The sequence below is a fragment of the Halorubrum sp. Atlit-26R genome (assembly GCF_003666015.1).
In the GTDB taxonomy this organism is placed as follows: Archaea; Halobacteriota; Halobacteria; order Halobacteriales; family Haloferacaceae; genus Halorubrum.
Genome location: NZ_QPLT01000101.1, coordinates 1 through 1,018 on the forward strand (window position 1 = coordinate 1; position 1,018 = coordinate 1,018).

Consider the following 1,018-nt stretch of genomic DNA (forward strand, 5'->3'; position numbering starts at 1 on the left):
GTACAGACACCGGCGACAACAACACCGACCCAACCACTCCCGAAGAAGAAGGGAACGCCACAGAGAGCGAAAATGGAGGGTCAGACACGAACTCAGACGCACAGAACACAGACGAACAACCATACGAATACGTATTCCCTAGCGACAACCTGCGACTCGTCGAATCGCGGTGGGATGGGAAAACGTACATTGCAGAATTTGAAGCCGTCAACCGCCCAGAACGAATCACAGTTACTGACGGTGGCCGAGAATCCGACGAGAACGAGAATGTCGAAGTGGACCGTGAAAGCTACACGATCAGCACAGACGGCACCACAGAAATCCGATTCACCGTTGTCGAAGACCGGCAAGTCACCATCGACGATGGCGATCTACTCCTACTGAAAGGGTACAGTTCAGACATTTTCTCACTCCCGACCGCGAACGCTCTTGCAACACTCTTCATTGGACTCCTCACCGGGTTCCTTGCCACTGTTGCACAGAAACTGATGCGCGACCACCGTGAGACATCCGGTGGATGGAGGGTGTTCTGATGAGCGACGACACGCAAGGGACTCTTGACACCATTATCACAACGCTCCAAAACAGTGTGTTCTGGACTGCTCGATGGTTGAAAGGGTACCTTCTCATCATCCTAATCGGCACAATATTCCTTACCGGAATGGCGGAATGGATCGGTGTTGATACAGGTATTCCAACAGCCGTAGTCCCGTATTCAGTCTACCTCGCGATTGCAGTCGTTCCTGGGGCGATCCTCGGTAAAATGGCGCTAGATTGGATCGAAGAGCACAGAGGGACGTTTTTACACATTCTCGACACCGGTTCTGGGCAGGCTGGTGGTGAACTCATGCCACCGAAGCGCTGGGAAGATCTCACTGTCAAAGCGCCCGCGAGCGTTACCGAGGATGGGAATATTCGGTGGGAGGAAGTGGATAGAGACGAGCTCTACCGAATCAGCACGAGGAAATACGGTGATGGGTACGAGTGCGTGCACTACGACCCTGAGTCGAACACGGCG

At 53.5% G+C, this 1,018-nt stretch carries 2 protein-coding genes; both read left to right on the forward strand.

The genetic code is table 11. The features are described from left to right. Positions 1–533 (forward strand): hypothetical protein (locus DVK07_RS22845; RefSeq protein WP_158603197.1); only part of this gene is annotated, 533 nt, incomplete at its 5' end. Next, positions 533–1,018, forward strand: a 486-nt coding sequence (locus DVK07_RS19525; RefSeq protein ID WP_147441251.1) for a hypothetical protein, incomplete at its 3' end; no start/stop codon positions are given. The genes DVK07_RS22845 and DVK07_RS19525, both read left to right, overlap by 1 nt.